Here is a 26,066-nt window from a genome sequence, read left to right as displayed (position 1 = left end):
GCTAGTGACCACTTGCTTGTGGCTGTTGCCGCTCCTATAGTGTCGCATTGTGGAGAAAAGTGGCGGAAAGTGGGTTTTTGGGATTGTAAGTAACCACTAACTCGGCGCCGAAATTCAGGCAGCGGAACAGACCATTATGGCTGGGACACAGACGATGATGTTACGGGGCGTGCACACCCTGGCGTTAGACGCCAAGGGTCGTATTGCTGTGCCCAGTCGTTATCGCGCCCTGCTGCAGTCGATGGCCGAAGGTGCTTTGGTCACCACCATCGATACCGAAGCCCGCTGCCTGCTGATTTATCCCTTGCCGGAATGGGAAGTGATTCAGGAAAAGATTTCTGCCTTGTCCAGCTTTAATAAAGCCGCGCGCCGTATTCAGCGTTTGTTGGTCGGTCATGCCACCGACGTCGAGATGGATGCTTCCGGTCGTGTGCTGGTGCCACCGCCGTTGCGTGACTACGCCGAGTTGGACAAAAAAGTGGTGTTGTTGGGTCAGGGCAATAAGTTCGAGCTCTGGTCCGAAGAGCAGTGGGCGCAAACTCGTGACGCCTATCTGGATGAAGCCGGTGATGCGGAAACGCTCACCGCTGAGTTGGAGCAAATTTCATTGTGACCGTCGAGCCAGGCCAATTCAGCCATGAAACGGTGTTGCTGCAGGAAGCGGTGGCAGCCTTGGCGGTCGACGACGGTGTTTATGTGGATGGCACCTTTGGCCGCGGTGGTCACAGTCGTCTGCTGCTGACGCGCCTGGCGAACGATGGCCGTCTGGTGGTGGTCGATAAAGATCCGCAAGCCATCGAGCAAGCTGAGCAGTTAGCCCGTGAAGATGCGCGAGTCATCGTCTGCCACGCCAGCTTTGCCGACTTAAAAGCACAACTGCAAAGGCTCGGTCTGGTCGGTCAGGTGCGCGGTCTGTTGTTGGATTTGGGTGTGTCATCGCCGCAACTGGATGACGCCGAGCGCGGCTTCAGTTTTCGCTCGGACGGTCCGCTCGATATGCGTATGGATCCCAGTCAAGGCGAAAGTGCGGCCGACTGGATTGCCCGGGTCGGCGAAACTGAATTAGCGGATGTGCTGTATCGCTTTGGTGACGAACGCTACAGCCGTCGTATCGCGCGCGCCATTCTGCGTGCTCGTGAACAAGAGCCGCTGACGCGGACGCTGCAGTTGGCAGAAGTGGTCGCTCAGGCGCACCCAGCCTGGGAGCGGCACAAGCATCCGGCCACGCGCAGCTTTCAGGCGATTCGTATTTATATCAACAACGAATTGGCTGACCTGGAAAGTCTGTTGGCCGATGCGGTTGAGATATTGGCACCGAAAGGTCGTCTAGCGGTGATCAGTTTTCACAGTTTGGAAGACCGGGCCGTGAAGCATTTTATGCGCGAGGCGGAACAGGGTCCGGAACTGCCGCCGGGCTTGCCGATTCCCGAAAGTGCCATCGATAAAAGTATGAAGCGAATTGGCAAAGCGATTCGGCCGAGTGCCGCCGAGACGGCGGTCAATCAGCGGTCGCGCAGCGCCACCTTGAGAGTGGCGGAGAAGTTGTAATGGCAGCGCCCTGGCCTCGTCGTTTGGTGACGCTGGCACTGCTGGTTTTGGTGCTGATTTCAGCCTTCTCGGTGGTGATGGTGACTTACCAGAGCCGGGTGCGTTATGCCCAATTGGAATCGATGCGTCAGCAGAGTCAGGCACTCGAAGAACAGTGGGGCCGGCTGTTGTTGGAAGAAAGTGCGTTTTCATCGCCGGCGCGAGTCGAGCGGTTGGCGCGTGAGCAATTACAGATGACCGAGCCCGGTGACGACCAGGTACGCTGGTTGGGCCGGGCGCAATCCGATGAAGAGGCAAGCCGCTGATGTTGGCGAACTGGCGTTTTTATTTCGTGCAAACCGTACTGGGAGCCTTGGTGCTCTTGGTCGTTTGGCGCGTGGTCAGTTTGCAGGTGTTGGATAAAGACTTTTTGATCGATCAGGGCACCTCACGCTGGCAGCGTATCGAGGTGGTGAACGCGCCGCGCGGTATGCTCACCGATCGTCATGGCGAGCCAGTGGCGGTGAGTACGCCGGTGGTGTCGGTCTGGGCGGATCCGCGTGAACTGCGCGAAGAAGATTTGCCGGCGCTGGCTGAGGCGGCTGAGGTTCCGGTACGCACTCTGGCGGCGCGCCGTCAGCAGCACCGTGCCTTTATGTATGTCAGTCGCCATCTGGCACCGGAAGTGGCTGAGCGGATTCTGGATCGCGGCATTGCCGGTGTTTATGGCCTGACTGAATACAAGCGGTTTTATCCGGCCGGGGAAGTGGCGGCTCATGTGGTTGGTTTTACCGATGTCGACGATCACGGTCAGGAAGGCGTGGAGCTGGCGTACGAAAACGAATTGAGTTCCGAGCCGGGTCGTAAGGAAGTGATTCGCGATTTGCTCGGTCGTGCGGTGCGCGATGTCGGTGAATTACAGGCGCCGCAATCCGGTCGCGATCTGAGTCTGACCATCGATCTGCGCTTGCAGTATCTGGCCTATCGCGAACTGAAAAAAGCCGTCACGCAATATGGTGCGCGCGGCGGTTCGGCGGTGGTGATGGATGTCGCCACCGGTGATGTGCTGGCGATGGTGAATCAGCCTGGTTTCAACCCGAACGATCGCGCCCAGCTGTTACCGGCGTCGACGCGTAACCGCGCCATGACCGATCAGTTCGAGCCGGGCTCGGTGATGAAGCCGCTGAGTATGGCGACGGCACTGTCCAGCGGCCAGTTCAGTGCGACCGATGTGATCGATACCTCACCGGGTTATCTGCGCTTGGGCGAGTACACCATTCGCGATTTTCGCAATTACGGCACGCTCGATATGACCGGCATCATCACCAAGTCGAGCAACGTTGGTATGGCGCGGGTGGCGATGCAGCTTGATGGTCAGCAGATGTGGGAAACCTTTTATGGTCTGGGTCTGGGGCAAACCACCGGTATCGGTTATCCCGGTGAAGCAACGGGCCGCTTGCCCAATCCGCTGAACTGGCGTCCGGTCGAGCAAGGTGCCATGTCTTACGGCTATGGACTGGCGGTAACGCCGCTGCAATTGGCCCAGGCCTACGCCACCTTGGCCAACGATGGACGCCGGGTAAACGCACGCATTTTGCTCGATACGCCGGTACAGCCGGGCGAACAGGTGGTGTCGCCGGAAGTGGCGCAGCAAGTGCTGGCCATGATGGAAACCGTGGTGACGCCCGCCGGTACCGGCAGTCGCGCGGCCTTGGATTGGTACAGCGTGGCCGGCAAAACCGGCACCGTTCATAAGGTCGGGGCCCAGGGTTACGAAGATGAAAAATACATCTCGTCTTTTGTTGGCATTGCGCCGGCACAGGACCCTCAGGTGATCACCGTGGTGGTCATTAACGAGCCGCCGCCGGATCACTATTACGGTGGTGAAGTTCCGGCGCCGGTCTTTCGCGGCATTATGAATCAGGCCTTGCCGTTGCTTGGTATAGCGCCGGATCGCATTCCGGCACAGGCGCGGTTGCAGGAGGTTGGCTCATGAAAGAGTTGTCGACCTGGTTGCCCGGGCACGCTGAATTGGCTGGCATTAAAGCGCTCGATTTAACACTGGACAGTCGCGAAGTCCGGCGCGGCAGCGTCTTTGTCGCTCTGGCGGGCGGCGCATTTGATGGTCACGATTACATCGACGCTGCCATTGACGCCGGTGCGGTGGCCGTTTTGGCCGAGCATTCAGTCGGTGAGCGTGAGGTGCCCATCCTGGTGCTGCCGCAGTTGCGTGCAGAATTGGGTGAACTGGCGCACCGTTTTTTTGAGGCGCCGTCCGAACAACTGGGCGTGATCGGTATTACCGGCACCAATGGCAAGACCTCGACCTGTCAGTACATCGCTCAATCGCTGGATTTTCTCGGTCGTCGCTGCGGCATTATCGGCACCAATGGTCAGGGTTTGTGGGGCGCTTTGCAGCAAACTCAAAACACCACGCCCGATGTCATCCGGCTGCATAAAGAATTGTCACGCCAGTGGGTGCAGGGCGGTCGTTATTCGGCGATGGAAGTGTCGTCGCACGGGCTCGATCAAGGTCGTGTCGACAGCGTGCGTTATCGCACCGCTGTGTTCACCAATCTCAGTCGTGATCACCTCGATTATCACGGCACCATGGAAGCCTATGGCGATGCCAAATGGCGGTTGTTTCAGTGGCCGGGCCTGGTCAATGCAGTGGTCAACCTGGATGACGCCTGGGTGCAGAACCACCAAGACAGTATTCGCGCCGAGCGGGTGCTGACCTATGGCGAGCATGAGCAGGCGGATATTCGCGTGCTGGCGTACCGCTGTCATCCCACCGGACTGGACGCGCGCGTTGCCACGCCCTGGGGCGAAACCGAACTGAATCTGCCGTTGTTGGGACGCTTTAATCTCAGCAATGCACTGGCCGCTTTTGCGGTTTTATTGTGTGAAGACGTGCCGCTGTCGACGGCTGCGCGGGTGCTGTCGAATTTGCGCCCGGTCAGCGGCCGCATGGAAAAATTATTGCTCGAAGGTGGGCCGACCGTGGTGGTCGATTACGCCCACACGCCCGATGCTTTGGAGAAAGCTTTAAGCGCTTGCCGCGACCACGTTGAAGGTCGCCTGGGCGTTATTTTCGGGTGCGGTGGTGATCGTGACAAAGGCAAGCGTCCGGAGATGGCGGCTGTTGCCGAAGCCGGCGCTGACTTTGTGGTGATCACCGACGATAACCCGCGCTCGGAATCTTCCGCCAGCATTCTGGCGGATATCCGCACCGGCTTTACCCGACCCGAAGCGGTCACGGTGATTGCCGACCGACACGATGCCATTTTCGACACCCTCAGTCGCAGCGGCGAAAACGACGTCATTCTGATCGCCGGTAAAGGTCACGAGGCCTATCAGGAAATTTCCGGTGTGCGTCACGACTTCTCCGATCAGCAAACAGTGCGCGATTGGCAGGAGGCTCAGCATGTGGACTGAACCGAAGCTGAGCCAATGGGCCGAAGCCGCTGGCGGTCAATTATTAGGTGACGATGTTGTCGTGACACAAGTATCGACCGACAGTCGTTCACTCACTGCTGGCGATATTTATGTGGCGCTCAAAGGCGAACATTTTGATGGCCACGCTTATGTCGACGCCGCCTTAGAAAAAGGCGCGGCCGCTGTGGTGGTTGAAGCACAACAGAGCACCTCTGTGGCGCAGCTTATGGTGCCGGATACGCGCCTGGCATTGGGGCAACTGGCGGGCTTGTTGCGTCAGGCATTTAGCGGTCAGGTCGTAGCGTTAACCGGCAGCGCCGGCAAGACGTCGACGCGCGCCATGCTGCAACGCATTTTTGCTCAGCAGCCAGGTTTGTTGGCGACTGAAGGTAACTTTAATAACGACATCGGCGTGCCCAAAACCTGGTTTCGAATCGCTGCTGAACATCAACGGGTGTTACTCGAACTAGGCGCCAATGCGCAGGGTGAAATTGCCTGGACGGCGGGCTTTAGTCGGCCGCATATCAGCCTGTTGTTGAATGCGTCCGAAGCACATTCTGAGGGTTTTGGTGGACTGGACGGTGTGCGCCTTGCCAAGGGCGAAATTATCGACGGCACGCTGGCTGATGGTTATTGCGTTTTGAACCGGGATGACCCGGCTTTTGAACAGTGGCGTAAGCGTGCCGGATCGCGCTCGGTACTCAGTTTTGGTGAGTCTGAACAGGCCGATGTTCGGTTGTTGGATTTCGAAACTACGGCGACGGGTTCGGCATTTCGCGTACGTTTACCGGCCGGAGAAATTTCCGTGAGCTGGTCGATGCTGGGTCGGCATATGGCTTTAAACGCCGTCGCCGCAGCAGCCACGGCCTGGGTCGCTGGCCTGTCGTTGCCGACAATCGGTGAAGGTTTGCAGGCGATGCAGCCCGAGCCGGGTCGGTTGCACCCCGTACCATCGCAGCACGGTGGTTTGTTGGTTGACGATTCTTATAACGCCAATCCGGCGTCGGTGCGTGCCGCTATTGATGTGTTGGCGCCAAGCAGCGACGACACCCTGTTGATCCTGGGCGATATGGCCGAACTCGGCGCAGACGCCGAACGCTTGCATGCCCAGGTTGGTGATTACGCGCGGGGGCGAATCAGTGCCGTGTGGACGCTGGGCGCTTTATCCGCGTCTGCCAGCGCCGCTTGCGGCGGCGAACACTTTGACTCGATTGAAACTTTGATGGCGGCGTTGTCATCACGTCTGACAAAAACCACTGCGGTGTTGGTGAAAGGATCACGCAGCGCAGGCATGGAAAGGGTTGTTGAAACCCTGAAAAGGAAAACCTGATGTTTGTTTGGTTAACGCCCTATTTAATGGAATTGCACAGCGGTTTTGGCGTGCTGCAATACCTGACGCTGCGCGCCATCTTTGGTGTGCTGACAGCGCTGGGCGTGTCTTTGTTGCTTGGCCCCTGGCTGATCCGAACGCTGCGCCAATATCAGATCGGTCAGTCGGTGCGCAGCGATGGTCCGCAAACGCATTTAAGCAAAGCCGGCACGCCGACCATGGGTGGTGCTTTGATTCTGATTTCTATCATTGCATCGGCCTTGTTGTGGTCCGATCTGAGTAATCGTTATGTCTGGATTACCATCGGTGTAACCGCCGGTTTTGGTGTGATTGGCTGGGTTGATGACTACCTCAAGGTGGTAAAGCGCAACAGCAAAGGCTTGCCGGCGCGGACCAAATATCTGGCGCAATCGATGTTCGGTCTGGGTGCTGCTTTAGCCTTGTTTTTAACCGCCGGTGGTGTCGTTGAAAACACGCTTTATGTGCCGTTCTTTAAAGAGGTTGCCATCACCTTGGGCGGCTTCTTTGTGGTGCTGACTTACTTCGTCATTGTCGGTACTTCTAACGCGGTAAATCTGACCGATGGTCTGGATGGTCTGGCGATTCTACCGACGGTATTAATTGCCGGAGCGCTTGGCGTTTTTGCCTACGCAGCCGGTAACAGCGTTTACTCAGATTACCTGCAGATTCCTTATGTATTAGGTGCCGGTGAATTGATTGTTTTTTGCGGTGCTTTGGTCGGTGCCGGCCTTGGCTTTTTGTGGTTCAACACCTACCCGGCGCAGGTCTTTATGGGCGATGTCGGTTCGCTGGCCCTGGGGGCCGCTCTGGGTGTCATTGCCGTCATCGTGCGTCAGGAATTGGTGCTGTTCATTATGGGTGGTGTCTTCGTTGCTGAGACGCTGTCGGTCATTTTGCAGGTAGCGTCGTTCAAGCTGACCGGTCGGCGCATTTTCCGCATGGCGCCCTTGCACCATCACTATGAATTAAAGGGTTGGCCCGAACCTCGGGTCATTGTTCGTTTCTGGATCCTCACCGTTATTTTGGTGTTGATCGGACTGGCTACGTTGAAGATTCGTTGAGATGAAACCGATCACGGCAAAACGCGATTATCTGGTCGTCGGCTTGGGCGCTACAGGTTTGTCCTGTGTGCGCTTTTTGCGCGCACGCGGCCAGGGCGTGGCGGTGGTCGACAGTCGCGATGAGCCGCCGGGTCGGGACGTTTTGCAGCGCGAATTTCCTGAAGTGGAATTAACCACCGGCGCTTTTTCCGCCGAGCAATTAAAGCAGGCCGATATCCTGGTGCTGAGTCCGGGTGTGCCTTTGGCGACACCGGCGATTAAAGCGGCCATCGATGCTGGTGTACCGGTGACCTCGGACATTGAATTGTTTCATCAAACTTTTGCTGGAAAGCTGGTTTTGATTACCGGTTCCAACGCCAAATCCACAGTGACGTCCTGGGTGGCTGATATGGCGCGCTTGTCGCGTCAGGCTTATGTGGTGGGTGGCAACCTGGGTAAGCCAGCGTTGGAATTATTGGCTGAACCGGCCGATCTGGCGATTCTGGAACTGTCCAGTTTTCAGTTGGAATTATTGCCGCCGTTGATTGCCGATGTAGCCACCATTTTGAACGTCAGCGAAGACCATTTGGATCGCTACGACAGTTTTGAGGCCTACCGCCAAGCTAAGTTGCGTATTTATCGCGGCGCCAAACAGGTGGTGTTTAACCGGGCCGATGCGTTGACACAAACGCCGCTGGAAACGCCGATGGTGTCCTTCGGTTTGGATCAACCGACGGAGGGTCATTTCGGTCTGGTCCAGCATGACGGTGAAGAATGGTTGGCCCAGGGTGACCAGCTGTTATTGCCCAGCCGCGAAGTCGCTTTGCCGGGTCGACACAATCTGGTCAATGCCTTGGCCAGCCTGGCACTGGGGGCGGCGGTGGACTTGCCGCAAGTGGCGATGCTGGAATCGTTGCGCAGCTTTAAAGGTTTGCCGCATCGCTGCGAATGGGTAGCGACTAAATCCGGTGTGCGTTACGTCAACGACTCCAAAGGCACCAACGTTGGCGCGACCTTGGCGGCTGTCGAAGGTTTGGGCCGTGAAGTCCCGGGGCGACTGATTTTACTGGTTGGCGGCCAAGGCAAAGACGCCGATTTTGCGCCCTTGGCTGCACCGGTTAATGAGTTGTGCAAGGCGGTTTTTGCCTATGGCGAAGATGGCGATTTGTTGGCCAGCGTCATCGGTTCTTTGGCGCAGCGAGTTGAGCGGATGGAAGATGCTTTTCAGGCAGCGGTGAAACAGGCCACCGAGGGTGACACTGTGCTGTTGTCGCCGGCCTGCGCAAGCTTCGATCAGTTCCGTAATTTTGAACATCGCGGTGAGGTGTTTCGGGCTCAGGTGGAGGCGTTGTCATGACCGCTCAAGCACGCAGCTTACCGTTATTGACCGATCGCCTGGGTGCGGCCTATCAGCCGCTATGGCGCGGTGATCGCTGGTTGCTCGGCAGTGCGCTGTCGTTGCTGATTCTGGGTGTGGTGATGATCGCCTCGGCCTCCATCGATATCAGCCAGCAGAATTTTGGTGTGCCTTATCACTATACGATGCGCCATCTGGTGTACCTGACGCTGGGCATTGCGCTGGCGGCTTTGGTGTCGGTGGTGCCGATGGTGGTGTGGCAGCGACTGAGCGGCGTGTTTTTGATCGCCTCTTTGCTCTTGCTGGTATTGGTGCTGATTCCTGGTATCGGTCGTGAAGTAAAAGGCAGCTGGCGTTGGATCGACCTGGGTCCGTTTGGTTTCCAGCCATCGGAGCTGGGTAAGGGCGCCATCATCCTTTATGTGTCGGCCTATTTGGTGCGTCGCCGTGATGAAGTGATGACGCAGTTGTCGGGTTTTATCAAACCGCTGGCGGTGATGTCGGTGATGATTATGTTGCTGCTGCTGGAGCCGGATTTCGGCACGGTGGTGGTGGTGCTGGGCACCATTCTCGGCATGTTGTTTTTAGGTGGTGTGAAAGCCGGTCAGTTCTTCCTGGCGATTGTTGCTGCGGGCGGCGCTATCACCATCATGGTGTTTTCGCAGGCTTATCGGGTGCGGCGAGTGCTGGCTTTTATGGACCCCTGGTCGCCCGAGAATGTCTATGGCAGCGGTTATCAGTTGACGCAATCGTTGATCGCCTTTGGTCGTGGCGAATGGTTCGGCGTCGGTCTGGGTAATTCGATGCAGAAATTGTTTTACCTGCCTGAAGCGCATAACGATTTTATTCTCGCCATCATCGGTGAAGAACTCGGTTTGATTGGCGTGCTGGCGGTGTTGGTGCTGTTCGGGATTTTGATTCAGCGGATGTTTTTTATCGCCCGACTGGCTGAGCGCAAAGGCTATTTATTTGGCGCCTTTGTCAGCTATGGCATCGGTCTGCTGTTCGCCATTCAGGTGTTGATCAACATCGGGGTGAATACCGGTTTGTTGCCGACTAAAGGTTTGACCTTGCCGTTCTTGTCGTCGGGCGGGACCAGTTTGTTGTTGTGTCTGTCGCTGCTGGCGCTGGTGAATCGCGTTTACAACGAATCGTTGGCGCGCGACACCGAGGAGGCGACGGTATGAAGCGTATTTTGATCATGGCCGGCGGTACCGGTGGGCATATTTTCCCGGCCATGGCAGTAGCAGAAGCCTTGCAGGAAGCGGGCTATCAGGTCAGCTGGCTGGGTGCCCGTCGTGGTATGGAAACCGATCTGGTGCCGCGTGCGGGTTTTGATCTGCACACTCTTGGCGTGACCGCCTGGCAGGGTGGCGGACTGCTGCGCAAGTTGATCGCACCCTTCAACCTGGCGCGCGCCTTGTTGCAGGCGCTGGGTTTGTTGGCGCGGTTGAAGCCAGCGGCGGTGATTGGTTTCGGCGGTTATGCCTCGGCGCCCGGTGGCGTTGCGGCCTTGTTGCGCGGTGTGCCTCTGGTGCTGCACGAACAAAACGGCGTGCCGGGTTTGACCAACGCTCGCCTGGCCAAAAGAGCGACACGGTTGCTGCAGGCGTTCCCACGCACCTTTGTCGGCGATGTCGAGGTAGTCGGTAATCCGGTGCGCGCCGCCTTGACCGCTTTGCCAGCTCCGGCGGAGCGCGGTCTGGGTGGACATAGCCGCCTGCGGGTTTTGGTGATGGGCGGCAGTCAGGGTGCTCAGGCTTTGAATGAAACCGTGCCAGCCGCGGTGGCTCAGCTGTCTAAAGCGCAGCAACCGGAAGTCTGGCATCAGGCTGGGCGCAATAAGGCGGACGACACTGTTGCGGCCTATCGCTCTGCGGGTGTTGACGCCAGTGTGGTCGAGTTTGTCGATGACATGGCCAAGGCCTATAGCTGGGCTGATTTAGTGATTTGTCGCAGTGGTGCTTCGACGGTTTCTGAGCTGGCTGCGGTAGGCGTATACAGCCTGCTGGTGCCTTACCCCTGGCACAAAGATCGGCAGCAGTATCGCAATGCCCAGTGGCTGGTGGACGAAGCGGCCGCTGAGTTGTGCGATCAGGCCGATTTAACCGCCGAGAGTCTGAGTGAACGGTTGCGCTACTGGCACAACCATCGTGATGAATTAAAGGCAGGCGCGCAGCACAGCTGGCGTCTGGGAATACGCGATTCGGCCCGTCGAGTGGTTCGGGTCGTCGATGAAATTTTAGTGGAGCAAGCCGCATGACGCGTCTGGATTTAAACAACGGCCAGGAATTCCCGATCCCGGAGATGCGCCGCATTCGTCGCATTCATTTTATCGGTATCGGTGGCGCTGGCATGTGCGGTATTGCGGAAGTGTTGCATAACCAGGGTTACGCCATCAGCGGTTCTGATTTGAAGCGCACCACGGTCACCAGTCGACTGGAAGAGTTGGGCATGACGGTGTTCTACGGCCATGGCGAGAGCAATGTCAGTGGTGCTGATGTGGTCGTCGTTTCCAGTGCCATCAATCCGGCCAACCCGGAAGTGAAGTGGGCGCTGGATCGTCGTGTGCCGGTGGTGCGTCGTGCCGAAATGTTGGCTGAGTTGATGCGTTATCGCCATGGTATCGCCATCGCTGGTACGCACGGTAAAACCACGACCACCTCGCTGATGGCCTCGGTGATGGCCAAAGGTGGCATGGATCCGACCTTTGTCATTGGCGGCAAGTTGAACAGTGCCGGTGCTAATGCGCGTTTGGGCAACAGCCGTTATCTGGTCGCTGAAGCCGATGAAAGTGATGCTTCTTTCCTGCATCTGCAGCCGATGACCGCCATCGTCACCAATATCGACGCCGATCATATGGACACCTATGAAGGTGACTTCGAACGCTTGAAAGACACCTACATCCAATTTCTGCACAACCTGCCGTTTTATGGTCTGGCGGTGCTGTGCATCGATGATGAGCACGTGCGTTCCATCCTGCCGCGACTGAGCCGTCAGTTCGTCACCTATGGCTTTAGCGAAGAGGCCGATTACCGTGCCGTTGATATCCAGCAGGAAGGCATGGTGACGCGTTTCCGCGTGGAACGTCCGGGTGAGTTGCCGGCACTGGATATCGCGCTGCGCATGCCCGGTGATCATAACGTCTTGAATGCGCTGGCGGTCATAGCGGTCGCCAGCGACGAAGGGGTTTCCGACACCGGCATCCAGGAAGGCTTGAACGAATTCGATGGCGTCGGCCGCCGCTTCCAGGTGCAGGGTGAGTACAGTATTCCGGACGGCAAGGTGATGCTGGTCGATGATTACGGCCATCATCCGCGCGAGCTGGCGGTGACCTTCGATGCCATCCGTCGTGGCTGGCCCGATAAGCGTTTGGTGGTGTTGTTCCAGCCGCATCGTTACAGCCGCACGCGTGATCTGTATGAGGACTTTGTCGATGTCCTGTCCAAGGTCGATGCGCTCTTGCTGCTCGATGTCTACGCCGCCGGCGAAGAACCCATTCCAGGTGCCGATGGCCGTAGCCTGAGCCGCAGTTTGCGTATGCGCGGCAAGGTGGAACCGATCTTTATTGAACATCGCGACAAGGTGTTGGAGGCGCTGCCGGACATCCTGCGCGATGGCGATTTGCTGCTGACTCAGGGCGCCGGTGATATCGGTGCGCTGTCGGTAGAAATTGCTCAGGCTCAGTTGGGGTTTAAAGCATGACGGCGATGAAAAAATTTCAACGGGTTGCCGTGCCTTACGGTGGCATGTCGGCCGAACGTGACGTTGCGTTGAACAGCGGCATGACGGTTATTCAGGCGCTGCGCGATGCGGGCTATGAAGTGGTCACCTTTGATGTCACCGATAAGGCCTCTTTGGTTGAGTGGGTCAGTCAGTTGGACGTCGATGTGGTTTTCCCGATGTTACACGGCCGTGGCGGTGAAGATGGCCAGTTACAGGGTTTATTGGAGTGGCACGGCCTGCCGTACGTTGGCAGCGGTGTGCTCGGTTCGGCCCTGGCCATGGACAAATTGCGTTCCAAGTGGGTGTTCGCCAGTGCCGGTATCTCGACGCCGCCCTTTGCGGTGATTCGTTCCGATGCAGAGCGCGAAGCGGTGCAGGAGCAATTGGAATATCCGGTCATGGTGAAGCCGGTGCATGAAGGTTCCAGTATCGGCATGAGCCGTGTCGATGGCGCCGAGCAGTTGGCTGCGGCCTGTGCCGAAGCCTTTCGCTTTGATGGCGAAGTGATGATTGAACAGTTTATCGCCGGCAGTGAGTACACCGTCGGCATCGTCGGCGATCAGCCGCTGCCGGCCATTCGTTTGGAAGCCGCCAATACCTTTTACGACTACCAGGCGAAATATGTGTCCGATGACACCCGCTATTTTCTGCCCTGCGGTCTCAGTGAAGAGCGCGAAGCCGAGGTGCAGTCGCTGGCGTTGCAGGCGTTTCGCGCTCTGGGTTGTCACGGCTGGGGTCGGGTCGACCTGATGATGGACGAAGCCGGTCAGGCCATGGTGTTGGAGGTCAATACCATACCGGGCATGACCGATCACAGCCTGGTGCCTAAGGCGTCTCGCGCGCACGGCTGGGAATTGCCGCAGTTGATGCATGAAATTCTGGCCACGGTGGGAACGCCCTCTTGAACGATGCGCGTAAGCGTAAACAGGGCGCGACTCTGAGAAAGAGTCCGCTCAACTGGCGTAAGCCGCTGCGCTATGGGTTGCGGGCTCTGGCGGGTGGTGTGGTGTTGGCGCTGTTGATTACCGCCGGGCGCTGGGTGTTGGGTTTGGAAGTGAATTGGCAGCCGCTGGCGCTGAACAATTGGGCCTTGGATGAGGTGTTGGTCTATCAAAGCCGCGCTGATCTGGATGACACCCTGGCGCAGTACCAGGGGCGCAGTTTGCTGCTGATTTCGCCGGAGGCGGTGCGCAAAGATGTTGAAGCACTGCCCTGGGTGTCACAGGCGCTGGTCAGTAAGGTCTGGCCGGATCAGTTGCAGATTCACATCGAGGAGCATCAGCCGGTGGCACGTTGGAACGGCGAACAGGTTTTAAACAGTGACGGCGAGCCATTGTCGCGTCCGGTGGCTGACCTGGTGCTGGCGGATTTGCGTGGGCCCAGTGGCCAGGCCAAGCGGGTGATGGATCAGTATCTGCAATATTCCCGGGTCTTTGTTGACTCGGGTGTGCGCCTGGCGGGGGTAAGAATGCATCCGCGCGGCGCCTGGGATTTGCAATTGGATAACGGCATTCAGGTAGCGTTGGGTTCCAGCGACATGCTCGATCGCACGACTCGGGTGGTGGCATTGCTGGAGCGCCGTCCGCTTGAGCTGAATGACATTGAATACATTGATGCTCGTTACCCCAACGGTGTTGCCGTCGGGCGGCGGGCTGACAACGAACCATCGGCATGAGGTGAATCATGACATCGCCTTTTAAGGGAAAATTGATCGTCGGCCTGGACATAGGCACGTCCAAGGTCGTTGCCATCGTCGGCACGGTGACAGCCGAGGGCGGTATTGAAATTGTCGGGCTCGGTTCGCATCCGTCGCGTGGTTTGAAGAAGGGCGTGGTGGTGAATATCGAATCCACTGTGCAGAGCATTCAGCGCGCGGTGGAAGAGGCTGAGCTGATGTCCGGTTGCGATATTCACTCGGTCTACGTGGGTATTGCCGGCAGCCATATCAGCAGCCTGAACAGCCACGGCATTGTCGCGATTAAAGAAAAAGAAGTGATCGATGCGGATCTGGAACGGGTGATCGATGCAGCTCAGGCGGTGGCGATTCCGGCGGATCAGAAGATCCTCCATATCCTGCCGCAGGAATACATCATCGATAACCAGGAAGGCATCAAGGAGCCGCTGGGCATGTTCGGCGTGCGCCTGGAAGCTAAGGTTCATCTGGTGACCGGGGCGCAGAATGCGGTGCAGAACATCGAGAAGTGTGTGCGTCGCTGCGGTTTGGAAGTCGATCAGATCATTTTGGAGCAGTTGGCCTCTTCGCAATCAGTGCTGACTGACGATGAGAAAGAGCTGGGTGTGTGCATGGTCGATATCGGCGGTGGTACCACCGATATGGCGATCTTCACCGAAGGCGCAATTCGTCATACAGCAGTGATTCCGATTGCCGGTGATCAGGTCACCAATGACATCGCCATGGCCTTTGCCACACCGACGCAGCATGCCGAGGAAATCAAGATCAAGTACGCCTGCGCGCTGTCGCAACTGGCCGGTGAACACGAAACCATCAAGGTACCTTCGGTGGGCGACCGCAGTCCGCGCGAACTGACCCGTCAGGCGTTGGCTGAGGTGGTGGAGCCGCGTTACGAAGAGTTGTTCAACCTGGTCAAGGCAGAGCTGCGCCGCAGCGGTTTCGAAGACATGATCCCGGCCGGCATCGTGCTGACCGGTGGTACCGCCAAGATGGAGGGTGCCGTTGAACTGGCCGAGGAAGTGTTTCATGTACCCGTCCGTCTGGCGGCGCCCCAGGGCGTTTCCGGTTTGTCGGACGTGGTTGCCAATCCCATCCATGCGACCGGTGTGGGGTTGTTGCAGTACGGCTTGAAGCAGTTGCGTACCAGCGGGGGCGGTCAGGCCGTCGCCAAAGGCCGTAACTCGGACGACGATCTGGGTGGCTGGGCGCGTTTCAAGCAATGGGTCGCTGACAATTTTTAAGAACGTATTGAACAACAGAATTCAGGGCTCGGGCGTAACGCCCGATTGAATAACACGAGGATAGGAGCAGGAAGATGTCCAATTATGATACCGACATGAACGGTGGCGACATGTTCACGCTGGTCGATGAACAGCCGCAATCCGCAGTCATTAAGGTCTTTGGTTGTGGTGGCGGTGGTGGTAATGCTGTCCGCCACATGCTGGAATCGAAGATCGATGGCGTCGAATTTATTTGCGCCAACACCGATGCTCAGGCGTTGCGTGGCGTCGGTGCGACGACTCAACTGCAACTGGGTAACGGCATTACCCGCGGTTTGGGTGCCGGTGCCAACCCGGAAGTAGGGCGTCAAGCGGCGCTGGAAGACCGTGAACGCATCGCTGAAGTGCTTAAAGGTGCCGACATGGTATTTATCACCGCAGGCATGGGTGGTGGTACTGGTACCGGTGCCGCACCTGTGGTGGCTGAGGTAGCACGTGATCTGGGTATTCTGGCGGTTGCTGTCGTCACCAAGCCGTTCCCGTTCGAAGGTCGTCGTCGCATGAAAGTGGCGATGGAAGGTCTGGAACTGCTGCGTGAAAGTGTTGATTCGCTGATTACCATTCCGAACGAAAAATTACTGACCGTGCTGGGTAAGAATGTCACCCTGCTGGAAGCGTTTTCGGAAGCGAACAATGTGTTGCAGAACGCCGTCCAGGGTGTGGCGGATCTGATCGTTCGTCCTGGCACCATCAACCTCGACTTTGCCGATGTCCGCACCGTTATGTCTGAAATGGGCATGGCTATGATGGGTTCCGGCATCGCCTCTGGTGAGAACCGTGCGGCCCGTGCCGCAGAGATGGCGATTCGCAGTCCGCTGCTGGAAGACGTCGATCTGACCGGGGCCCGCGGTATTCTGGTGAACATCTCGGCGGGTGTGGACCTGGGGCTGGATGAATTTACCGAAGTGGGTAACACCATTGAGGAGTTCGCCTCCGAGGAAGCCACTGTGGTTGTTGGCACAGTTATTGATCCGGAGCTGAAAGACGAAGTTCGGGTGACTGTCGTTGCAACAGGCATTGGTCAGGGCGAAGCGCGAGCCGCCAAGCCGCAGGTTGCGGTGGATAACACCCGTAAATCTGATGGCAGTGTCGACTATAAAAAGCTGGAACGCCCTACTGCGGTGCGTAACGCTCAGCCGGCCGCCCCAGAAGAGGACGCCAAGCCCGTTCGCAGTGCGAAAGATCTGGACTATTTAGATATTCCGGCCTTTCTGAGACGTCAGGCAGACTGAGAACTGGTTAATAGTTGTGCAGCGCACCATTTGTGCACAGCTTCGGTTCTGCTAGAATGCCGGCTCTTGGAACAGCTATACGGTATTCCGCAGGCCCCAGGCTAAGGAACCACTTACTTTATAGGGTCAATTCACCCCATGGTTAAGCAACGCACTCTGAAAAACACCATTCGCGCCACCGGCGTGGGCCTGCATTCAGGCAAAAAGGTGTACCTGACGCTGAAACCAGCGCCAGTGGACACTGGTATCGTATTCTGCCGCACCGATCTGGATCCGGTGGTGGAAATTCCTGCTCATGCCCTGAATGTGGGCGATACCACTTTGTCCACGACGTTAGTGCAGGGTGATGTGAGCATCGACACGGTGGAGCACTTGCTGTCCGCCTGTGCCGGCCTGGGTGTGGATAATGCCTATATTGAAGTCAGTGCTGCTGAAGTACCGATTATGGATGGCAGTGCCGGTCCCTTTGTCTTCTTGTTGCAGTCTGCCGGTATCGAAGAGCAGTCCAAAGCCAAGCGTTTTATTCGTATCACCAAGCCGGTTTCCATCGTCGACGGTGATAAGGAAGCACGCTTTGAGCCGTATGATGGCTTTGCGGTGCGCTTTACCATCGATTTCGATCACCCGGTATTTCGTGATCGTGCTCAGACTGCAGAGTTGGATTTTTCCACGACTGCCTTCGTTAAAGAAATCAGCCGGGCGCGTACCTTCGGCTTTATGCGCGATTTCGAATACCTGCGTGCGAACAACCTGGCCTTGGGTGCCAGCGTTAATAACGCTATTGCGGTTGACGACTACAAGATACTGAATGAAGATGGGTTGCGCTACGAAGATGAATTCGTCAAACACAAGGTGTTGGACGCGATTGGCGATCTGTATCTGTTGGGCCACAGCCTGATTGGTCGTTTCACGGGAGTGAAATCCGGTCATGGTCTGAATAACCTCCTGCTGCGCGAACTACTCAAGCAAGAAGATGCCTGGGAGTTTGTGACTTTTGAGGAAGGCGAGGCCGAATCCGTGCCCATCGCTTACGCGCCCGTTCTGGCAACGAGCTAGGTAGTACTGCGGTATGAACATCATAGTGGTTAGCCGACGGCACGGTCGGTCCCGTACGGTTACATTTTCTGCTTTAGTGACGATGCTGACACTCGGTATCATCAGCTTGGTAACTCTGGCTGTGTTATCGATTCAGTGGATCCGCGCTAGCGAGCCATCCATCATCGATATTCAGGCGGTCAAGCAGTGGCAGCAGCGCCTGGTCAGTCAGGAGAGCGAGCTTGATCGCACTCGTGAGCATACCGAAGAGCAGATTCGCGCTCTGACGGTAAAGCTGGCGGAGTTGCAATCACGCTTAACGCGCCTGGATGCACTGGGCGAACGTCTGGTTGACGTTGCTGAGCTTGATGACGGCGAGTTCGATTTCACCATTCCTCCCGGTGTTGGCGGTCCTGAAACCGAAGCTGGCAGCTATACGCCGCCGGATATTGTTGGTGCTCTGGATAGTCTGTCGTCAATGATCGATGACCGTGAGCAGCAGTTGTCAGTACTTAATTCCCTGCTGGGTGATCGTAAGATTCAATCGGCAACCTTTGTTGCTGGTCGTCCGATCGAACGAGGGTGGATGAGTTCTCGTTATGGTTATCGTAACGATCCGTTCACGGGCGACGTTGCCTGGCACGATGGTGTCGACTTCGCGGGCAAAGATGGGTCTAACATCATTGCCGTGGCTGCCGGTGTTGTTACCTGGGCCAGTGAGCGTTATGGCTATGGCAACATGGTCGAGATCAATCACGGTAATGGCTATGTGACGCGTTACGCTCACGCCAAAGAAGTGTTGGTTAATGTGGGTGATGTCGTTAAGAAGAATGATGTCATCGCTTTGATGGGCAGCACCGGCCGTTCAACCGGACCGCATACTCACTTCGAAGTGCATCATCGTGGTCGCTCGGTCGATCCGGCGGAATACATTAACCGCGTCGCTAGATTCTAAATATTTTGGGCCGAGCACCATTGGTACTCGGCCCAAAATACTTCCCTGCTGATTTGAACTCCCCTAGATGGCGATTCTTCGCCAATTTCAAAGACAAATGCACTTGCAGTCAGTATAGTGGGCCATCACTTAAGTCTTTGAATCGAATCTAAAAACGACACTTCCTATGTTCACCACTCTGATCCGTAAGGTGGTCGGTACCAAGAACGACCGCGAAGTAAAGCGGTTGAGCCGCTTAGTTCAACGTATTAACGCTCTAGAGCCTGAAATGCAGGCGCTTACCGACGATGGTATTCGCGATAAGACTGCGCAGTTCCGTCAGCGCCTGGAGCAAGGCGAAACCCTGGACGCGATACTGCCGGAAGCCTTTGCTCTGGTGCGCGAAGCCAGCCAACGTACACTCGGTTTACGCCATTTCGATGTGCAGATGATTGGTGGCATGGTGCTGCATGCCGGCAAAATCGCCGAAATGAAAACCGGTGAAGGTAAAACGCTGGTGGCGACTTTGGCGGTGTATCTCAATGCGCTGCCTGCCAAAGGTGTGCACGTTATTACCGTCAACGATTATCTGGCTCAACGTGACTCCGAGTGGATGCGTCCCCTCTATGAAGCTTTGGGCATGACTGTTGGCGTCGTTGTGTCACGACAAGACCCTGCAGATAAGCGCGCAGCCTACGAAGCCGACATTACCTACGGCACCAACAACGAATTCGGGTTTGACTATCTGCGCGACAACATGGCCTTCAGCCTGGCTGATAAATATCAGCGTGGTCAGCCCTACGGTATTGTCGATGAAGTCGACTCCATCTTAATCGATGAAGCCCGCACGCCGTTGATTATCTCGGGCGCCGCAGAAGACTCCAGCGAACGCTATCTGCAGATCAACAAGCTGATCCCTTCTTTGCAGCGAGCTTATGAAGCCAATGAAGGTGAAGACGCCAAGCCCGGCGATTTTCAGGTCGATGAAAAAAACCGGACGATCGAGTTGACCGAGCAGGGTCACGAGAAAGTCGAAAGCCTGTTGCATCAGGCCGGTTTGCTGCCCGAAGGCGAATCGCTCTACGCCCCTCATAACCTTTTGCTGTTCCATCACGTAACAGCCGGTTTGAAAGCCCACCACCTGTTCCAGCGCAATGTCGATTACATTGTGCAGGAAGGGCAGGTTGTCATTGTCGATGAACACACCGGTCGGACCATGCCGGGACGTCGCTGGAGCGATGGTTTGCATCAGGCTGTTGAAGCCAAAGAAGGGCTGACGGTGCAAAAAGAAAACCAGACGCTGGCATCGACGACTTTCCAGAATTACTTCCGTCTCTACGACAAACTTTCCGGCATGACCGGTACGGCGGATACCGAAGCCTTCGAGTTGAATCAGATCTACGGTCTGGATGTGGTGGTTATTCCCACTAACAAACCCATTACCCGGGTTGATAAGAATGACCTTATCTATCTGACCGAGGCGGAAAAATACCAGGCAGTCATTGATGACATCATCGCTGAGCGGGATAAAGGCCGCCCGGTCTTGGTTGGTACTGCGTCGGTTGAGGCCTCAGAGCGCATTTCTGAAGCGCTCAAAAAAGCCAAGATCGAACACAATGTATTGAACGCCAAGCAACACGATCGCGAAGCCGATGTTATTGCGCAGGCGGGTCGTCCCGGCGCGGTTACCATCGCCACCAACATGGCTGGTCGGGGTACCGATATCGTGCTCGGTGGTAACTGGAAAACCGAAGCCGAGAAGCTGGAAAATCCGTCTCAGGCAGATCTGGATAAATTGCAGGCCCAGTGGAAAGAGCTGAATCAACAGGTTCTTGATGCCGGCGGTCTGCACATCATTGGTACTGAACGCCACGAAAGCCGACGCATCGATAACCAGTTGCGTGGACGTGCTGGTCGTCAGGGTGATGCGGGTTCGTCGCGTTTCTTCCTGTCGATGGAAGACAATCTGATGCGTATTTTCATGCCGCCGCGCATGAAAGGCATGATGCAATCGCTGGGTATGAAAGAAGGCGAAGCCATCGAAGCGCGCATGGTGACCAACGCCATCGAAAAAGCGCAGCGCAAGGTTGAAAACCGCAACTTCGATATTCGTAAGCAGCTGCTTGAATACGACGATGTAGCCAACGATCAGCGTCAGGTGGTCTATCAACAGCGTGATGATTTGATGGCGTCAGAATCCATCGAAGACGTCATCGATAATATTCGTACCGATATCGTCGACTCAGAAATCAGCTATTACGTGCCGCCGCAGAGCCTGCCTGAACAGTGGGATGTCGCTGAGCTGGAAAAGGCGCTGCAACGTGAATTTGCGGTGGAGTTGCCAGTTCAGAAATGGCTGGATGACGACGATCATCTCAGTGAAGAAGGTGTTCGCGAACGCATTCAGCAGGCGGTTCACGATCGCTACAAAGAAAAAGAGGCTGCTGCCGGTGCTCAGGCACTGCGCCAGTTCGAAAAACAGGTGATGTTGCAAGTGCTCGACCAGCACTGGAAAGAGCATCTGTACAACATGGATCACCTGCGCCAGGGCATTCACCTGCGCGGTTATGCGCAGCGTAATCCCAAGCAGGAATACAAGCGCGAATCCTTTGAACTGTTCCAGTCGATGCTGGAACAGGTTAAGGCCGACACCATCCGCATCTTGTCCAACGTCAAAGTACGGACACCGGATGAAGCCGCTGAAGAAGAGCGCAAGCGTCGCGAAGCCGCTATGGCCCGGATGCGTTTCCAGCATGCGCAGGCATCGGCAATGGCCGAAGCTGACGGTGGTAACGGTGAGCAACCACCGGCCAAAGCTGCAGCTCAACCGCAGACCCGCCAGGCTCAGAAAGTGGGTCGCAATGAACCCTGTCCCTGTGGTTCGGGCAAAAAGTACAAGCATTGTCACGGCAAGTTGAGTTGAGGATAACAGCATGGCGGTCGGCCCAGGTCTGACAGGACAGTTACTGCCGATTGATGGCGTTGAGATAGGTGTTGCTCAGGCGGGAATTAAGCGTCCTGGGCGTAATGACCTGGTGGTTTTCAAGCTGGCTGAAGGTAGTCGAACGGCGGGTGTTTTCACCACCAACGCTTTTTGTGCTGCCCCGGTTCATGTGGCCAAGGCTCATTTGCAAGCGCAGACGCCTCGGTTGTGGCTGGTCAACACAGGCAACGCCAACGCCGGAACCGGTGCCCGTGGCATGACCGATGCTAACGCCAGCTGTGCTGAGCTGGCTCGTCTGGTCGGTTTGCCACGCGAGTCCGTGCTGCCCTTTTCGACCGGTGTTATCGGCGAGTACCTGCCTATGGATCGTCTCTTGGCGGGTTTGCCTTCAGCTCTGGAAAAGCTTCAGGCGGATAATTGGCAGGCCGCTGCCAGCGGTATTATGACCACCGATACCCGCCCTAAAGGGTTGTCGCAGCAGGTTGTGCTGGATGGTCACACCGTCAGCATCACTGGCATCGCCAAAGGGTCGGGCATGATCAAGCCAAATATGGCGACCATGCTGGCCTTTGTCGCCACCGACGCCAAGGTCGCCCCGGAACTGCTCGATAGCCTTCTGCGCCAAGCCACCGATGCCAGCTTCAACCGCATTACCGTCGACAGTGATACTTCAACGAACGACGCCTGCATGCTGGTGGCCACTGGTCGCAGCCAGGCTGGCGAAATCGACAGCGCTGAGCACCCGCATTACCAATCATTTCTCGACGCCTTGACGCAGCTTATGCGCGGTCTGGCACACGAAATTGTGCGCGATGGCGAAGGCGCCACCAAGTTTGTCGAAGTCGCCGTCGAGCAGGCGGGTTCGGTCGATGAAGCACTGGCGGTGGCTTACACCATTGCGCACAGCCCGTTAGTGAAAACCGCCTTGACGGCTTCCGATGCCAACTGGGGTCGAATTCTGGCTGCCGTAGGTCGTAGTGGTGTCGAAGGTCTGGATGTCAGCCAGATTGATATTTGGCTGGATGACGTTCAGATCGTGACTCAGGGCGAGCGGGCGGCAGACTATACCGAAGCCGCCGGCAGCAAAGTTATGCAGCAGGAAGAACTGACCATTCGTGTGGTGCTTGGCCGTGGTGATGTCGCTGACCGGGTCTGGACGACCGACCTGTCGTACGAATATATCCGCATCAACGCTGAGTATCGGACCTGAGATGGCGACCCGACTGATCAACGTTGCTGTGGGTATGGTATTGGACGGCGACAAGGTGCTGATCGCCAAGCGTGGCGATCATCAGCATCAAGGCGGACTGTGGGAGTTTCCTGGTGGCAAGGTGGAAACCGGCGAAACAACCCCCCAGGCATTGCGCCGCGAGTTGGCTGAAGAAGTCGGCTTGGATGTTGACCCTGAGCGGATGGTCGCACTCACCTGCCTGGAATTTGATTATGGTGACAAGGCTGTCCGTTTGGATACCTGGGTATGTCCAGGCTTTGCCGGCCAGGCTCAGGGTCTGGAGGGCCAGCCGGTGCGTTGGGTTGCGGTCTCCGACTTGGACCAATATAAATTCCCCGAAGCCAATCAGCCGCTGATTGAGCAGTTGCAGGCGTATCTGGTTGGCGAGTCCTAACGCGCGCTAAGAATCCCGGTCGTAGTCAGGCGGCAGATCATCACTGAGTAATTCCTCCGCAGCCGGTTTGCCGGCAATTCGATGGCCTTCGCTGGCCCATTCTCCCAAATCGATTAGACGGCAGCGCTCGCTGCAAAATGGCCGGCTGGGGTTGGACGCATCATAGAGGGTGATCTTGCGGCAGGTCGGACAAGGGACTTCAGTCGTCATGACGGTTGCCTGTATCTGAACTTTGGGTGGGACGTTTTGCCATAATCTGCTGGTGCAATGCAACTATGGCGTTTTCCAATTCAGCCAAGGAACCACTGTTGTCGATGACATGATCGGCCCTCAGTCGCTTCTCGATACGGCTCATCTGGCGGGCAATAATGGCTTTGGCCTGTACTTCGTCGACGCCATCACGAGCGACGACCCGGCGCAGTTGGAGGTCTTCTGGAACGTCGATCAAGATGCTCGCTTCACAGCCTTTATCCAAGTCGTTCTCAAACAATAAAGGTGCTACCAGAATTGCGTAAGGCGAGGTTTGAGCGCTGAGCTGCTCGGTCATGCGTTCACGAATTAACGGATGTAATAAGGCTTCCAGCCAGAGTCGATCCTGTTCGTTCTTGAAGATGCGCTCACGTAACACAGCGCGATTCAGCCGGCCGTCGTCGCTAAGGAGGTCGGCGCCAAAATGTTCAGTGATGGCTGCCAGTGCCGGCTCGCCCGGTTCCACAACCTCACGGGCAACCTGATCGGCATCGACACAACCGATACCAAGGCGTTCGAAGATGGCCGTCGCCGCCGATTTCCCAGACCCAATACCACCGGTCAGACCAATGATCATGTCAGCGTCCCCAGGTACCACTGAATAAGTGCCTCTCCCCAGAATACGTACACCAGAGCAGCACCGCACAGATAAGGACCAAAGGGAATCGGAAGCTGGTGGTCACGACCGCGCACAACGATGGCGCCGATGCCGATCAACGCCCCGACAACGGCCGCCAGCATGATGATCAGTGGCAGACTTGACCAGCCAAACCAGGCGCCGAAAGCGGCAAAGAGTTTGAAATCGCCATAACCCATACCTTCTTTACCGGTCAGTAATTTGAAAGCCCAATACAGGCACCACAACGACAGATAACCAGCTGCGGCACCGATAACCGCATCAGTCAGGGGTACAAACAAAGCGTTGATATTGATCAGCAGGCCAACCCAGAGCAACGGCAGGGTCAGGCTATCGGGCAATAATTGGTGATCAATATCGATGGCGCTCAGTACCAACAGAGTCCAGAAAAATCCCATTAATAACAGCGTCTGCAAGCTGGCTCCAAATTGCCAGGCGACCGCCAGTGCCAGCAAGGCGGCAACGGCTTCCAGTAATGGATAACGCGGTGAAATAGGACTTTGGCACTGAGAACAACGACCTCTGAGCAGGATGAGGTAACTGAACAGCGGGATGTTTTCCCAGGCGCGGATAAGGTGATTGCAATGTGGACAGTGCGATGCCGGTTGCATCAGATTAAACGGCTGTTTTGCTGCCGGTTCACGCCCCTCCATCAGTGCCGCTTCACGTGCCCAGGCACGTTGCATCATGATCGGTAATCGATGAATAACAACGTTCAGAAAGCTGCCAAAAATCAAACCGGCAACACCAGCAAAAATGAGCAGCAACACTGGACTGGCTTGCAAAAGTTCAAACAAATTCATTAACCGATGACCGCTCCCATGCGGAAGATGGGTAGATACATGGATACTACCAAAGCACCGACCAACAGTCCCAATACTGTCATGATCAAGGGCTCCATAATAGCGCTCAGGGCAGTCACCTGCTGGTCGACATTGTCTTCATAAATGGCCGCCGACTTGGCCAACATGGCATCGAGCGTACCGGACTGTTCACCGATCGCGACCATTTGGATTAGCAATATGGGAAAGCAGCTGTGTTCGCGCATGGCGACAGCCAGTTCAGTACCGGTTTCGACACTTTTAGCCGTCTCATTAATGGCGTTGGCATAGACCACATTGGCGGAGGCGGTGGCGGCTGACTGCAGTGCTTGAACCAGAGGAACACCGGCGGCAAAGGTGATCGAGAGGGTGCGGGCATAACGAGCCATCGCGGCCTGGTGCAATAGCTTACCGATAGCCGGAAGCTTCAGCGTTAATCGTTGCCAGGCCTGCCGCGATCGGATAGAACGACGCATCAGCCAGCGCATTGTCAAACTGCCTGTGATCGACAAGATGACCAGGACAGGCCAATGCAACCGCAGGCCGTTTGATAGTTGTACTACCAACGCAGTGGCGGCAGGCAAGGGCGCACCGAAGCTGGTGAAAAGATCAGCGAAGGTCGGCACCACCTTTAACAGCAGCAGCACAGTGACGGCTACGGCGATGATCAAAACAGTGATTGGGTAAGCCAAGGCTCCTCTGACTTTTTTACGTATCTGCTCGGCTTTTTCCTGATACAAAGCGAGACGTTCCAGCATGACATCGAGTGCGCCGGCCGTTTCACCCGCGTCAACCAGAGCACAATAAAGTGTGCCGAAATAACGAGGATGTTGGCGCAGGGCGCTAGACAGCGTGTTGCCACTGGCGACTTCAATACTGACCTGCCTGATCAGACTTGCCAGTCGTTTGTTGGTCAGCCCGTCGATTAAAATATCGAACGCTTGCATCAAAGGAACACCGGCTTTCAATAGCGTTGCCAGTTGACGTGTCAGCGCAGCAATATCGGCTGATTTAATAGGGCTCATGAAGCCGTTCAAGTGATGGTTTTGTTTGTGCAGACGGATAATTTGAACCATCCCTTGCTGTCTTAATCGGGCTCTGGCCAAACCTGCCGAATGACTGGCAATGGTGCCGCTGTGTTGTTTGCCATTGCGATCAGTGGCCAGGTAGTCGAACT

General features: G+C 56.4%; 24 protein-coding genes. 20 read left to right on the top strand and 4 right to left on the bottom strand.

Going from position 1 to position 26,066, the window contains the following annotated elements; all coding sequences use genetic code 11:
• The first annotated feature begins 157 nt into the window (after positions 1-157).
• The 20 genes from mraZ (at position 158) to mutT (ending at position 23,182) form a co-directional block, all read left to right on the top strand.
• Positions 158-613: a division/cell wall cluster transcriptional repressor MraZ gene (mraZ, locus tag ABMA60_RS14760; protein WP_108162897.1), complete on the top strand. Its 456-nt coding sequence runs from the start codon at positions 158-160 to the stop codon at positions 611-613.
• A complete protein-coding gene (rsmH, locus tag ABMA60_RS14755) occupies positions 610-1,548 on the top strand; it encodes a 16S rRNA (cytosine(1402)-N(4))-methyltransferase RsmH (RefSeq protein WP_392804467.1) in 939 nt (312 codons plus the stop codon). Before mraZ ends, rsmH begins: the two co-directional genes overlap by 4 nt.
• Positions 1,548-1,853 (top strand): cell division protein FtsL, encoded by a 306-nt coding sequence (ftsL, locus tag ABMA60_RS14750; RefSeq protein ID WP_392804465.1) that lies wholly within the window; start codon positions 1,548-1,550, stop codon positions 1,851-1,853. Before rsmH ends, ftsL begins: the two co-directional genes overlap by 1 nt.
• A complete protein-coding gene (locus ABMA60_RS14745) occupies positions 1,853-3,523 on the top strand; it encodes a peptidoglycan D,D-transpeptidase FtsI family protein (protein WP_392804462.1) in 1,671 nt (556 codons plus the stop codon). The genes ftsL and ABMA60_RS14745 overlap by 1 nt, the downstream gene beginning before the upstream one ends.
• On the top strand, positions 3,520-4,965 hold the full coding sequence (locus tag ABMA60_RS14740; protein WP_392804460.1) for a UDP-N-acetylmuramoyl-L-alanyl-D-glutamate--2,6-diaminopimelate ligase: 1,446 nt from the start codon (positions 3,520-3,522) through the stop codon (positions 4,963-4,965). Before ABMA60_RS14745 ends, ABMA60_RS14740 begins: the two co-directional genes overlap by 4 nt.
• Entirely contained in the window at positions 4,955-6,295 is a 1,341-nt protein-coding gene (murF, locus tag ABMA60_RS14735; RefSeq protein ID WP_392804458.1) for a UDP-N-acetylmuramoyl-tripeptide--D-alanyl-D-alanine ligase, read from the top strand. Before ABMA60_RS14740 ends, murF begins: the two co-directional genes overlap by 11 nt.
• Positions 6,295-7,377: a phospho-N-acetylmuramoyl-pentapeptide-transferase gene (mraY, locus tag ABMA60_RS14730; protein ID WP_392804456.1), complete on the top strand. Its 1,083-nt coding sequence runs from the start codon at positions 6,295-6,297 to the stop codon at positions 7,375-7,377. Before murF ends, mraY begins: the two co-directional genes overlap by 1 nt.
• 1 nt (position 7,378) lies before the next feature.
• The gene (gene murD, locus ABMA60_RS14725; RefSeq protein WP_392804454.1) at positions 7,379-8,713 is read left to right on the top strand and encodes a UDP-N-acetylmuramoyl-L-alanine--D-glutamate ligase; all 1,335 of its coding nucleotides are present in this window, start codon (positions 7,379-7,381) and stop codon (positions 8,711-8,713) included.
• Positions 8,710-9,900, top strand: coding sequence for a putative lipid II flippase FtsW (gene ftsW / locus ABMA60_RS14720; RefSeq protein WP_392804452.1), 1,191 nt, complete (start codon positions 8,710-8,712; stop codon positions 9,898-9,900). Before murD ends, ftsW begins: the two co-directional genes overlap by 4 nt.
• On the top strand, positions 9,897-10,976 hold the full coding sequence (gene murG / locus ABMA60_RS14715; RefSeq protein WP_392804451.1) for an undecaprenyldiphospho-muramoylpentapeptide beta-N-acetylglucosaminyltransferase: 1,080 nt from the start codon (positions 9,897-9,899) through the stop codon (positions 10,974-10,976). Before ftsW ends, murG begins: the two co-directional genes overlap by 4 nt.
• On the top strand, positions 10,973-12,418 hold the full coding sequence (murC, locus tag ABMA60_RS14710) for a UDP-N-acetylmuramate--L-alanine ligase (protein ID WP_392804449.1): 1,446 nt from the start codon (positions 10,973-10,975) through the stop codon (positions 12,416-12,418). Before murG ends, murC begins: the two co-directional genes overlap by 4 nt.
• A gap of 5 nt (positions 12,419-12,423) precedes the next feature.
• The gene (locus ABMA60_RS14705) at positions 12,424-13,344 is read left to right on the top strand and encodes a D-alanine--D-alanine ligase (protein ID WP_392804447.1); all 921 of its coding nucleotides are present in this window, start codon (positions 12,424-12,426) and stop codon (positions 13,342-13,344) included.
• Positions 13,341-14,114: a cell division protein FtsQ/DivIB gene (locus ABMA60_RS14700; RefSeq protein ID WP_392804445.1), complete on the top strand. Its 774-nt coding sequence runs from the start codon at positions 13,341-13,343 to the stop codon at positions 14,112-14,114. The genes ABMA60_RS14705 and ABMA60_RS14700 overlap by 4 nt, the downstream gene beginning before the upstream one ends.
• Before the next feature lie 8 nt (positions 14,115-14,122).
• Entirely contained in the window at positions 14,123-15,373 is a 1,251-nt protein-coding gene (ftsA, locus tag ABMA60_RS14695) for a cell division protein FtsA (RefSeq protein WP_392804442.1), read from the top strand.
• A gap of 110 nt (positions 15,374-15,483) precedes the next feature.
• Positions 15,484-16,644, top strand: coding sequence for a cell division protein FtsZ (ftsZ, locus tag ABMA60_RS14690; protein ID WP_108162896.1), 1,161 nt, complete (start codon positions 15,484-15,486; stop codon positions 16,642-16,644).
• Positions 16,645-16,782: 138 nt separating this feature from the next.
• On the top strand, positions 16,783-17,700 hold the full coding sequence (lpxC, locus tag ABMA60_RS14685; RefSeq protein ID WP_392804440.1) for a UDP-3-O-acyl-N-acetylglucosamine deacetylase: 918 nt from the start codon (positions 16,783-16,785) through the stop codon (positions 17,698-17,700).
• Between the two features lie 82 nt (positions 17,701-17,782).
• Entirely contained in the window at positions 17,783-18,634 is an 852-nt protein-coding gene (locus tag ABMA60_RS14680) for a peptidoglycan DD-metalloendopeptidase family protein (RefSeq protein WP_392804438.1), read from the top strand.
• 166 nt (positions 18,635-18,800) lie between these two features.
• Entirely contained in the window at positions 18,801-21,536 is a 2,736-nt protein-coding gene (secA, locus tag ABMA60_RS14675; protein ID WP_392804436.1) for a preprotein translocase subunit SecA, read from the top strand.
• Between the two features lie 10 nt (positions 21,537-21,546).
• Complete coding sequence (argJ, locus tag ABMA60_RS14670; protein ID WP_392804434.1) at positions 21,547-22,767, top strand: bifunctional glutamate N-acetyltransferase/amino-acid acetyltransferase ArgJ; 1,221 nt, start codon at positions 21,547-21,549, stop codon at positions 22,765-22,767.
• A gap of 1 nt (position 22,768) precedes the next feature.
• Positions 22,769-23,182 carry an 8-oxo-dGTP diphosphatase MutT gene (mutT, locus tag ABMA60_RS14665; RefSeq protein ID WP_392804432.1) on the top strand — a complete coding sequence of 138 codons (414 nt, stop codon included), beginning with the start codon at positions 22,769-22,771 and terminating at the stop codon, positions 23,180-23,182.
• A 6-nt stretch (positions 23,183-23,188) separates the two neighbouring features.
• Here the strand turns inward: mutT and ABMA60_RS14660 are convergent, their stop codons facing one another.
• The 4 genes from ABMA60_RS14660 to ABMA60_RS14645 are packed head-to-tail and all read right to left on the bottom strand — an operon-like array spanning position 23,189 to position 25,995.
• Positions 23,189-23,392: a DNA gyrase inhibitor YacG gene (locus ABMA60_RS14660; RefSeq protein ID WP_392804430.1), complete on the bottom strand. Its 204-nt coding sequence runs from the start codon at positions 23,390-23,392 to the stop codon at positions 23,189-23,191.
• Complete coding sequence (gene coaE / locus ABMA60_RS14655) at positions 23,382-24,008, bottom strand: dephospho-CoA kinase (RefSeq protein WP_392804428.1); 627 nt, start codon at positions 24,006-24,008, stop codon at positions 23,382-23,384. Before coaE ends, ABMA60_RS14660 begins: the two co-directional genes overlap by 11 nt.
• The gene (locus ABMA60_RS14650) at positions 24,005-24,871 is read right to left on the bottom strand and encodes a prepilin peptidase (protein WP_392804426.1); all 867 of its coding nucleotides are present in this window, start codon (positions 24,869-24,871) and stop codon (positions 24,005-24,007) included. Before ABMA60_RS14650 ends, coaE begins: the two co-directional genes overlap by 4 nt.
• Positions 24,871-25,995 (bottom strand): type II secretion system F family protein, encoded by a 1,125-nt coding sequence (locus tag ABMA60_RS14645; protein WP_392804424.1) that lies wholly within the window; start codon positions 25,993-25,995, stop codon positions 24,871-24,873. The genes ABMA60_RS14650 and ABMA60_RS14645 overlap by 1 nt, the downstream gene beginning before the upstream one ends.
• Positions 25,996-26,066: the final 71 nt, after the last annotated feature.

Source organism: Saccharospirillum sp. HFRX-2, assembly GCF_043196805.1.
Lineage (GTDB): Bacteria > Pseudomonadota > Gammaproteobacteria > Pseudomonadales > Natronospirillaceae > Saccharospirillum.
The sequence above is the reverse complement of the archived record's forward strand: the minus strand, read 5'-3'. Positions and strand labels throughout refer to the sequence as shown.

Coding starts and splice junctions, on each gene's coding strand:
- ftsZ (WP_108162896.1), top strand. CDS start 15,484: ATGTTCACGCTGGTCGATGAACAGCCGCAATCCGCAGTCATTAAGGTC.
- secA (WP_392804436.1), top strand. CDS start 18,801: ATGTTCACCACTCTGATCCGTAAGGTGGTCGGTACCAAGAACGACCGC.
- murG (WP_392804451.1), top strand. CDS start 9,897: ATGAAGCGTATTTTGATCATGGCCGGCGGTACCGGTGGGCATATTTTC.
- ABMA60_RS14705 (WP_392804447.1), top strand. CDS start 12,424: ATGAAAAAATTTCAACGGGTTGCCGTGCCTTACGGTGGCATGTCGGCC.
- ABMA60_RS14740 (WP_392804460.1), top strand. CDS start 3,520: ATGAAAGAGTTGTCGACCTGGTTGCCCGGGCACGCTGAATTGGCTGGC.
- murD (WP_392804454.1), top strand. CDS start 7,379: ATGAAACCGATCACGGCAAAACGCGATTATCTGGTCGTCGGCTTGGGC.
- ABMA60_RS14745 (WP_392804462.1), top strand. CDS start 1,853: ATGTTGGCGAACTGGCGTTTTTATTTCGTGCAAACCGTACTGGGAGCC.
- murC (WP_392804449.1), top strand. CDS start 10,973: ATGACGCGTCTGGATTTAAACAACGGCCAGGAATTCCCGATCCCGGAG.
- ftsW (WP_392804452.1), top strand. CDS start 8,710: ATGACCGCTCAAGCACGCAGCTTACCGTTATTGACCGATCGCCTGGGT.
- mraY (WP_392804456.1), top strand. CDS start 6,295: ATGTTTGTTTGGTTAACGCCCTATTTAATGGAATTGCACAGCGGTTTT.
- murF (WP_392804458.1), top strand. CDS start 4,955: ATGTGGACTGAACCGAAGCTGAGCCAATGGGCCGAAGCCGCTGGCGGT.
- ABMA60_RS14680 (WP_392804438.1), top strand. CDS start 17,783: ATGCTGACACTCGGTATCATCAGCTTGGTAACTCTGGCTGTGTTATCG.
- coaE (WP_392804428.1), bottom strand. CDS start 24,008: ATGATCATTGGTCTGACCGGTGGTATTGGGTCTGGGAAATCGGCGGCG.
- ftsL (WP_392804465.1), top strand. CDS start 1,548: ATGGCAGCGCCCTGGCCTCGTCGTTTGGTGACGCTGGCACTGCTGGTT.
- ABMA60_RS14650 (WP_392804426.1), bottom strand. CDS start 24,871: ATGAATTTGTTTGAACTTTTGCAAGCCAGTCCAGTGTTGCTGCTCATT.
- ftsA (WP_392804442.1), top strand. CDS start 14,123: ATGACATCGCCTTTTAAGGGAAAATTGATCGTCGGCCTGGACATAGGC.
- mutT (WP_392804432.1), top strand. CDS start 22,769: ATGGCGACCCGACTGATCAACGTTGCTGTGGGTATGGTATTGGACGGC.
- argJ (WP_392804434.1), top strand. CDS start 21,547: ATGGCGGTCGGCCCAGGTCTGACAGGACAGTTACTGCCGATTGATGGC.
- lpxC (WP_392804440.1), top strand. CDS start 16,783: ATGGTTAAGCAACGCACTCTGAAAAACACCATTCGCGCCACCGGCGTG.
- mraZ (WP_108162897.1), top strand. CDS start 158: ATGTTACGGGGCGTGCACACCCTGGCGTTAGACGCCAAGGGTCGTATT.
- ABMA60_RS14660 (WP_392804430.1), bottom strand. CDS start 23,392: ATGACGACTGAAGTCCCTTGTCCGACCTGCCGCAAGATCACCCTCTAT.